The sequence below is a fragment of the Phenylobacterium sp. genome, assembly GCF_036402295.1.
Taxonomy (GTDB): Bacteria; Pseudomonadota; Alphaproteobacteria; order Caulobacterales; family Caulobacteraceae; genus Phenylobacterium.
Window position 1 is genome coordinate 1 of the sequence record NZ_DASWTE010000276.1, and the last position, 5,522, is coordinate 5,522.

The window sequence follows — 5,522 nt, forward strand, 5'->3', positions numbered from 1 at the left end:
TTCTCGTCGCGCCCCGGCTCCTCCTCGCCGCCGGTGAAGTACTTCACCGAGGTAGGCGCGACGCCGTACTCGTCCGCGAGGATGCCGCGGATCCAGACCGGCGCCGTCATCTGGTACTCGGGCACGCCGAAACGCTTGCCCACCAGGTCCTTGGGCTCGCGGATGCCGCTCTTGGCGGACACGAAGATGCAGGAGTGGCGGAAGAACCGCGACGGGAAGACCGGGATCGCCACGAACGCCGGATCGTCCCGCATCAGCGACACGCAGTAGGACGAGAGCGACATCTCCGCGACGTCGAACTCCCGGTTGCGCAGCATGCGGAAGAAGGTCTCTTCCACGTGCAGCGGCAGGAAGTTCAGGTCGATCCCCTCGGGCTGGACACGGCCGTCGGCGAGCGCCCGCGTGCGGTCGTAGTCCCAGCATGCCAGCGTCAGGCGGAGCTTGCTCATCAGGCGTCCTCGATCTCGGAAATCGCGACTTCGCGGCCCTCGGCGGCGGAGCGCAGGATGGCCAGGCAGGCGGCCAGGTTTTCGGTCCCCCAGGCGGCGTCGTGGATGGGTCTCGCGCCCTCGAACACGGCGGCCCACAGCTCGTCGATGACACCGTGGCGGGTTGCCGGATCGAGGGGCACATCGAGGGTTCGCCGGACGTCCGGCCCGTACGCCTCGACGCCGGTCGCGGTAAGGCGCAGGTCGCCGTGCTCGCAGGCGACGACCACGAAGCCGAAGTGCTCGTGGCCGACGCGTGGCGCGAGGGCGGCCCCGCCAGCGCCGTAGGCCCGCGCCGCCTTGAGCTGGTCCTCTCGCGCGCCGGCCAACCTCCGGCGGGCCACGCCGTAGGCCGTGGGATCCCTGGCCCCGCCGGTCTCGCCGACCCAGTCCATCAACACGTCGGTGTCGTAGCGGCCATAGCCCGAATAGGTCAGCGCCGCGGACGCGCCGCCCTCGAAGGCCAGGAAGGCTTGGTAGGCGCCTTCCGTCGCCCGCTGCGGGTCCCAGCGGCCGGTCGTGGCGCGGACGCTCAGGACCGGCGCATCGGCTAGCCGCCGTACGACGTCCACCTGGTGCGCGGCCTGGCTGAAGACCACGCCGCCGCCCTGGGCGGTGTCCAGCTCCGCAGGTCGGCGCGGCCGATAAAGGAAGTCCGTGAACGTCGTGGCCGTGATCATCCGCGGCCGCCCGAATTCACCCGAGGCGATCAGGTCGGCCGCGGCGGTCACGGGCGGATCGAACCCGTGGCTCGGGCCAACCAGCAGCTGCACCCCTGCCGTCCGCGCCGCCTGGGTCATCGCCCGGCACTCGGCGAGACTGAGCGCCATCGGCTTCTCGACCAGGATGTGTTTGCCTCGCTCGGCGGCCAGCCGCGCCAGGTCGGCGTGCGTCTCGTGTGGGCTCGCGATGTAGACGACGTCAACCTGCGCGTCCGCGCACAGCAGCTCGGCGAACTCATAGGCCGGCGCGCCGAACTCGGCGGTGAAGGCGGCCCGCGCCTCGGGGCGCGGATCGGCTGCGGCCACGACCCGCACCCGGGAGTCGGTCAAAAGCGTCGGCCGGGTCAGGTCGAACCCGCGGCTGAGGCCGATCACGCCCAGGCGGAGCACGCGGTCGGCCATGCGGTCTTCAGCCCTCCCCGGCGGCGCGCCGCTGGACATCGCGGCCTCGATCCGTAAAATACTTCGCTATCTAAGTTTTGCAACGCCGCCGCTGGATGCCCGCATGAGACCCGCCGACAACGAACTCCTGTGCCGCGTCGAAGGCCAGGCTCCGATGGGCCGGGTGATGCGCCAGCACTGGCTGCCGGCCTGCATGAGCGAAGAGGTGGCCGAGGCGGACGGCGCGCCGGTGCGGTCGCGGCTGCTGGGCGTCGATCTCGTGGTGTTCCGCGACACCAAGGGCCGGGTCGGCGTGCTGGACGAGAAGTGCCCGCACCGCGGCGCGTCCCTGGCCTTCGGGCGCAACGAGGACTGCGGATTGCGCTGCCTCTACCACGGCTGGAAGTTCGGCGTGGACGGCGAGATCCAGGAGATGGCCTCCGAGCCGCCGGACAGCCGGATGCGCAACCTGAGGCACCGCGCCTACCCCACCCACGAGGCCGGCGGCTTCGTCTGGGTCTGGCTCGGCGACGCCGATGCGGTCCGCCCATTCGAGGCGCCGGCCTGGGCGCCCTCGGAGACGACGAAGATCTCGATCGTGAAGATGCACGCGGCCTGCAACTGGGCGCAGGTGCTCGAGGGTTCGATCGACAGCGCCCACTCGTCCAGCCTGCACTCCACGAACATGCCGACGGCCGAGGTCGAAGGGTCGACGGCGACCGACACCGCCTGGCTGCGCCCGTCCAACGACAAGGCGCCGCGCCTTGAGGTCGAAGCCACCGACTACGGATTCCACTACGCCGCAATCCGCCGCCCGATCCGCGATCCCGAGACCCAGGCCTACATCCGCACTACGGTCTTCATCGCCCCGTTCACGGTGCTGATTCCGCCGAACGACCAGTACAACCTCGCCCAGATGCTGGTGCCGATCGATGACGTGAACTGCATGTTCTACTGGATCGCCTGGCATCCCACGAAAGGTATCGGCCAGGACGCCTGGCGCAGGTTCTGCGTGGCTGTCCCGGGCGTGGACCTGAACGCCGACTGGACCAAGGTCCGCAACCTCCAGAACAACTTCCTTCAGGACCGCGCGGCCATGAAGGCCGGCGACTTCACGGGCATCGAAGGCATTCCGGCCCAGGATATGGCGATGTGGGAGAGCATGGGCCCCATCGCCGACCGCAGCGAGGACCACCTGGGCTTCAGCGACGTAGCGATCATCCAGTTCCGCCGCCAGATGGTGGCCGCGGCCAAGGCGGCGGCCGACGGCGGCCCCGTCATCGGGACCGCCAGCGCCTCTCGCGTCGTCGACCTCGCCTCGTTCGAAGGACTCGTTCCGAAGAGCGCGGACTGGCGCAGCTTCACCACCCGCAACGCCGCCCGGACGGCCGCGGCCGAGTAGCCGAACCGTCCATCTCTTTGACATTCTCCCGGAACCATCCCACTCAGGCCGTGGGGCTTTCAGGAGTACGCGGCGCGTGACGGCGGAAGACGATATCAGGCACGTTCTGCTGTCGCTGCTGCAGGGCTTCTACTGGTTCGACGAAGGCCTGCAGAACTACCTGCAGGCGCGTGGCTGGCCCGTAGTCACGCGGCCCCAGTCGATGGTGATGGCCAACCTGGTGCTGGGCATCCGCCGCCCGTCCGACATCGCGCGGCGCCTGGGCGTCAGCCGCCAGGCGATCCACGCCACCATCAACCAGATGATCGAGCTTGGCATCGTCGAGCTGGTGGACGATCCCACCAACGGCCGCGTGAAGATCGTGGCGCCCACGAAAATGGGCGAGACGATGCGGATCGACGCCCAGCGCTCGATGACCTTCATGGCCGAGGAACTGGGCCACCGCCTGGGCCGGGCCCAGCTTCTGAGAACCGCCCACTTCCTCGCCGAGGACTGGGGCCCGCCGATGACCTTCACTCCGGAAGAGGTGAAGGACCATCGCTGAGCGCGCGTCTCAGCGCTTCTTCGCCACCCACGCGCAGAGCAGGTCGGCCATCTCATCGCGGACCTTGCGGCTGTCCTCGAAGTAATGGGCGCCGGTGATCATGTGCAGTTCCTTGTCGGCGCTGCCCAGGTTGTCGAAGATCTTCTTCGCGTCGGAAGGGAACACGCCGGTGTCCGCCTTGCCCTGCACCACCAGCGCCGGCAGGCGGAACTTTTCGAGCTGCTCCTTGCCCTGGCACTTCGAGGTCTCGAGGCTCCACATCGAGAGCCAGGTCTTCAGGTTGTTGGCCCGGCCGATCGAAGGCGACTTGTTGGCGACCGCGGGGTGGCCCCGGTAGCACATCGGCGTCGGCCGCTCGGACGGGTCGATCGTGCCGTCCATCATCCGCAGGTCGCCCCAGCAGCGGAACAGCGGGAACAGCTTGTCCGGAATGCCCGCCGCGTTCAGCCGCGCGAGCTCGGCCTTCGCCCAATCGGTGATCCGCTGGTTCCGCGCGCGCTGGGCGACGCGGTAGCGGGCGATGAAGTCTTCCGAGTAGGGGGGCCCGTTGTCGGGATTGAACGGGTTGAGGTTTTCGTCGGTCAGGGTCGGGTCGCTCTCGTCAACAACCGAGGCGTCCATCCAGTCGGTCAGCACCTCGGGCCGGCCCTGGTGCGCATTGAGCGAGATGTAGAGGTCGCCCGCGGGCAGGGTGTTCAACGCCTGGAGGCCGGCGCCCGCCAGTAGGTCGCCCAGCGTGGGTTCGATCGCCTCGGCCTGGTAGGCGCCCATCAGCGAGCCGCCCCCCGAGTTGCCCAGAATGACGACGGTCTCGACGCCGGCCTGCTCCTTCAGCCAGCGCACGCCGACGCCCATGTCGATCACCGCGTGCTCGAGCAGGAACTGGTCCTCCGCGCCCCGGTAGCGGGTGTTCCAGCCCAGGAAGCCGTAGCCGCGCGCGGCCAGGTAGGGCGCGATGTAGTGCTCGGAGAAGTCGACGTTGTAGTGCGTGGCGATGAAGGCCGTCTTCGGCCGCTGGCCCTTCGGTGTCGTATAGATTCCCTGGCAGGGATGGCCGCCGGCCATGATCCGCGGCGACGTCGGCGAGGTCACGCCGATGAACTGCCGATCCAGCTTCGCAAGCAGGTCACTGTCGTCGATCACCCGTTCTCTCCCCTACGGTGGCCCGGCCGCTTGGCGGCTCGCGAGATACTTCGTAATCTAATCATTATCCCCGATCCAGAGTCACGCAACGAGAGGAGCAAGCCGCCCATGCGGGCCCTGATGCAGGACTGGTCGCTGACCCTCGACAAGATCTTCGACCACGCCGCGCGCTGGCACGGCGACCGCGAGGTGGTCACCCGCTCGGTCGAGGGGCCCGTGACCCGCAGCGACTACGCGACGCTGCATCGGCGCGCGAAGCAGGTGTCCCACGGGCTTCTGGAGATGGGCGTGCGGCCCGGCGACCGGATCGCCACCATGGGCTGGAACTCCGACCGCCATCTGGAGGTCTGGTACGGGACCATCGGCATCGGCGCGGTGCTGCACACGCTGAACCCGCGGCTCTTTCCCGAACAGATCGTCTACATCGCCAACCACGCGGCCGACACGGTGCTGTTCGCCGATCCGGCCTGCGCGCCGCTGCTGGCCGAGCTCCTGCCGCAGTGCCCGACGATCCGGCGGGTGATCTTCCTGAGCGCAGAGTCCCCCGAGACGCCCTTCCCGGCGGACGCCTACGAGCCGTGGCTGTCTGGCCGACCCGCCGACGCCGCTTGGGGCGGCTTCGACGAGAGCGCCGCGGCGGGACTCTGCTACACCTCGGGCACGACGGGCAATCCGAAGGGCGTGCTCTACGGCCACCGGTCGAACTACCTGCACGCGATGATGACCCTGCAGCCCGACGCGCTGAACCTCTCGGCGCGCGACACGGTGCTGCTGATAGTGCCAATGTATCATGCCAACGCCTGGGGCGTGATGTACTCGGCCCCGCTGGTGGGTGCGAAGCT

At 68.9% G+C, this 5,522-nt stretch carries 5 protein-coding genes and 1 pseudogene; 3 read left to right on the top strand and 3 right to left on the bottom strand.

The window, feature by feature from the left end:
- Positions 1 to 449, bottom strand: a pseudogene (locus VGD44_RS16630) (ABC transporter substrate-binding protein); the annotation flags it as partial.
- Positions 449 to 1,612, bottom strand: a complete 1,164-nt coding sequence (locus VGD44_RS16635) for a Gfo/Idh/MocA family oxidoreductase (RefSeq protein ID WP_331089104.1) — start codon at positions 1,610 to 1,612, stop codon at positions 449 to 451. The gene VGD44_RS16635 and the pseudogene VGD44_RS16630, both read right to left, overlap by 1 nt.
- Positions 1,613 to 1,715: 103 nt before the next feature.
- Here VGD44_RS16635 and VGD44_RS16640 point away from each other — a divergent pair, with 103 nt between their 5' ends.
- Together VGD44_RS16640 and VGD44_RS16645 are read left to right on the top strand one after the other, a co-directional pair.
- On the top strand, positions 1,716 to 2,993 hold the full coding sequence (locus VGD44_RS16640; protein ID WP_331089106.1) for a Rieske 2Fe-2S domain-containing protein: 1,278 nt from the start codon (positions 1,716 to 1,718) through the stop codon (positions 2,991 to 2,993).
- A 76-nt stretch (positions 2,994 to 3,069) separates the two neighbouring features.
- Complete coding sequence (locus tag VGD44_RS16645) at positions 3,070 to 3,537, top strand: helix-turn-helix domain-containing protein (RefSeq protein WP_331089108.1); 468 nt, start codon at positions 3,070 to 3,072, stop codon at positions 3,535 to 3,537.
- A 9-nt stretch (positions 3,538 to 3,546) separates the two neighbouring features.
- On the opposite strand, the gene VGD44_RS16650 is transcribed toward VGD44_RS16645, so the two are convergent.
- Positions 3,547 to 4,680, bottom strand: coding sequence for a hypothetical protein (locus VGD44_RS16650; RefSeq protein WP_331089110.1), 1,134 nt, complete (start codon positions 4,678 to 4,680; stop codon positions 3,547 to 3,549).
- A 108-nt stretch (positions 4,681 to 4,788) separates the two neighbouring features.
- On the opposite strand from VGD44_RS16650, the gene VGD44_RS16655 reads away from it, so the two are divergent.
- A partial coding sequence (locus VGD44_RS16655) for an AMP-binding protein (RefSeq protein WP_331089112.1) occupies positions 4,789 to 5,522 on the top strand: 734 nt, incomplete at its 3' end.

Coding starts and splice junctions, on each gene's coding strand:
- VGD44_RS16635 (WP_331089104.1), bottom strand. CDS start 1,612: ATGGCCGACCGCGTGCTCCGCCTGGGCGTGATCGGCCTCAGCCGCGGG.
- VGD44_RS16640 (WP_331089106.1), top strand. CDS start 1,716: ATGAGACCCGCCGACAACGAACTCCTGTGCCGCGTCGAAGGCCAGGCT.